This is a genomic window from Streptomyces sp. WELS2 (genome assembly GCF_013870595.1).
In the GTDB taxonomy this organism is placed as follows: Bacteria; Actinomycetota; Actinomycetes; order Streptomycetales; family Streptomycetaceae; genus Streptomyces.
Window position 1 is genome coordinate 1 of sequence record NZ_JACBWZ010000824.1, and the last position, 2,691, is coordinate 2,691.

The following is a 2,691-nucleotide window of genomic DNA, read 5'->3' on the forward strand; positions in this document are numbered from 1 at the left end:
GGCTGGGCGCCGTAGGGCTGCGGGGCCGGCGGCTTCGGGGCCGGGATCAGGGACGCCTGGAGGGCGGGGACGAGCGGGGTGGCGATGGCGGCGGCGGCCATCACCAGGGTGGCGATCAGGGCCAGGATCAGCCCCATGCCGGCGTCGGGCGCCTGATCGTCCGAGCCGCCGCCGATGTTGTTCAGGCCGCCGACCGGGTCGATGATGTTGCCCAGCGCGCTCCAGGCGGCGAAGACCGCGAACGCCACGCCGAACGCGCCGAGTTCGAGACCCGCGATCTTGCGGGGCTGCGGCAGGCCCCGGTTCACGACGATGAGCGCCGCGCCGATGATGCCCGCCAGCACGACGCCGAGCAGGACCGGTCCGCTCTCCCAGAGGTTCGGCAGGTCGACGCCGTCGGGCAGCCCGTCGTACGAGTAGTTGTCGAGGAACGACGCGATGAACAGCACCACCGCTGCTCCGATCACCACGCCGTCGCCTCTAGTGAGGGAGCGGATATTCACTTCAGGTCCTTCGTAGGTCGTCTCGTCGTCGGTAGACACTACAGTCCGCAAGATCGGACTGTCCGGCCGGTTATGGCCGCCGGTCACGAATCGCGCAGGAAACTCACGATTCCCTCAGAGATCCCCTGCGCCGCGCGCTGCCGCCAGCTTCCGCTGGTCAGCAGGGCCGCGTCCGTGTTATCGCGCATGTTGCCGCACTCGATGAACACCTTGGGAACCGTTGACAGATTGAGACCACCCAGATCCGTCCGCGTGACCAGGCCGGTACCGTCGCCTACGTAGTTGGCGGGCGGCTCCCCGGTCGCGCGGAGGTAGGTGCCCGCCACCCGCACCCCCAGCTCGTGCGAGGGGCCGACGATGGGACGGGTGTCCGCCGCACCGGCGTGCACGGACCCCGGCAGGATGACGTGGAAGCCGCGGTTGCCGGCGTCGGAGCCGTCGGCGTGCAGCGAGATCGCCGCGTCCGCGTGCGCGGCGTTGCCGAACCGCGCCCGCTCGTCCACGCACGGACCCCAGGGCGGGCTGTCGCCGTCGTGGGTCAGCCTCACCGTGGCGCCCTCCCGCTCCAGCAGGTCCCGCAGCCGGTGCGCCAGATCGAGCGTGAACGTCGCCTCGGTGTAGCCGTCGTTGGTGGACGTCCCGGTGGTGTCGCACTCCTTGTAGTTGGTGCCGATGTCCACCTGGCGGTTGATCTCCGCCGTGTGCCGGAAGTTGCCCGGGTTGTGCCCGGGGTCCACGACGACGACCTTGCCCCGGAGCGCGCCGGAGCCGCGGGAAGGGGCGGAGGGAGAGCCGGACACCTTGCCGTCGTCGCCCCGGGAGGCCGCCGGGGCGGGAGCGGAGGAGGCCGTCCGGGAGCCGGACGCGGAGGTGGTGCGCGCCGCACCGCCCGAACCCCCGTCGCCCAGCGTCTCGTACACCCCCCAGCCGAGCAGGGCGCCGGGCACCAGCGCGGCGAGCGCCACGGTCAGCGGGCCGCGCCGGGGCCGGCGGGGCTGCGGGGATTCGAATTCCGGGCCTGTGTACGACACGTCTGCGACTCTAACCGGGGCCTCAGACTCCCGCCCCCGCTCGCCGCAGCACGCGCAGTGAGCCGACGGCGCCGACCTCGGTGAACGCCCCGGAATCCAGGGCGCGCAGGTACACCCGGTAGGGTGCCTGGCCCGTGAACTCGTCCTCGGGGTGCGGGAAGACGTCGTGGATGACCAGCAGACCGCCCTCGGCGACGTGCGGGGCCCAGCCCTCGTAGTCGGCGCCGGCGTGTTCGTCCGTGTGGCCGCCGTCGACGAACACGAGGCCGAGCGGCGAGTTCCAGAACGCCGCGATCTGCGGGGAGCGGCCGACGAGGGCGACGACGTGCTCCTCCAGCCCCGCGCGGTGCAGGGTGCGGCGGAACAGCGGCAGCGTGTCCATCAGCCCGATCTCGGGGTCGACCGTCTCCGGATCGTGGTAGTCCCAGCCGGGCTGCTGCTCCTCGCTGCCCCGGTGGTGGTCGACGGTCAGCGCGGTGACCCCGGCCTGCCGTGCCGCGTCGGCCAGCAGGATCGTGGAGCGCCCGCAGTAGGTCCCGACCTCCAGCAGCGGCAGCCCGAGCCGCCCCGCCTCCACCGCCGCCGCGTACAGGGCGAGCCCCTCGTCGACGGGCATGAACCCCTTGGCCGCCTCGAACGCGGCCAGGATGTCGGGCTTGGGCGTGGCGGTGGCCATGGGTTCCTCTCGACCGTACGACTGTCCGAACCCCGCTTATGCTGCCGCACGCCCGGCCGGGTGGGGGACAGGGGGCCTCCCGGACAGGGTGCGGGCACATGGATCGGCCATCGGGACGAGTACCGCCGGCGCACCGTGTCCGCCTGGCCCGGCTGTTCGTCCCGCCCGGACACCGGGTCCGGATCCTGAGCGGGGCGTGAGGTGTGCATGCGTACGGCCCGCCAGTCGCACTGGCGGGCCGGTACGGGTGCGGTGCTCTACTGACACCCCTGACGGGCAGCCCTTCCGGGGCTCCTAGGCGCTCACGGTCTCCCCGGGCAGGGACAGATCCAGGTCGACGGCCCGCTCCTCCCCGGAATGCGTCGCGGAAGAGGCGAGCGGCCCATGGCCGGAGGCCTTCGCGGCGAGGACGTACGGCCCCCGCGCGGGCACGGCCAGGGCGTACCGCCCCTCCTCGTCGGAGACGGTGGCCCCCGCCTGC

At 72.9% G+C, this 2,691-nt stretch carries 2 protein-coding genes and 2 pseudogenes; all 4 read right to left on the bottom strand.

Going from position 1 to position 2,691, the window contains the following annotated elements; genetic code table 11:
* Positions 1 to 503, bottom strand: a pseudogene (locus H5J33_RS30365) (DUF5336 domain-containing protein); the annotation flags it as partial.
* A gap of 83 nt (positions 504 to 586) precedes the next feature.
* A complete protein-coding gene (locus H5J33_RS30370; RefSeq protein ID WP_181797989.1) occupies positions 587 to 1,534 on the bottom strand; it encodes an N-acetylmuramoyl-L-alanine amidase in 948 nt (315 codons plus the stop codon).
* Between the two features lie 22 nt (positions 1,535 to 1,556).
* Positions 1,557 to 2,210: a class I SAM-dependent methyltransferase gene (locus H5J33_RS30375; protein ID WP_181797990.1), complete on the bottom strand. Its 654-nt coding sequence runs from the start codon at positions 2,208 to 2,210 to the stop codon at positions 1,557 to 1,559.
* A 294-nt stretch (positions 2,211 to 2,504) separates the two neighbouring features.
* A pseudogene (locus H5J33_RS30380) lies at positions 2,505 to 2,691 on the bottom strand (MFS transporter); the annotation flags it as partial.

Coding starts and splice junctions, on each gene's coding strand:
- H5J33_RS30375 (WP_181797990.1), bottom strand. CDS start 2,210: ATGGCCACCGCCACGCCCAAGCCCGACATCCTGGCCGCGTTCGAGGCG.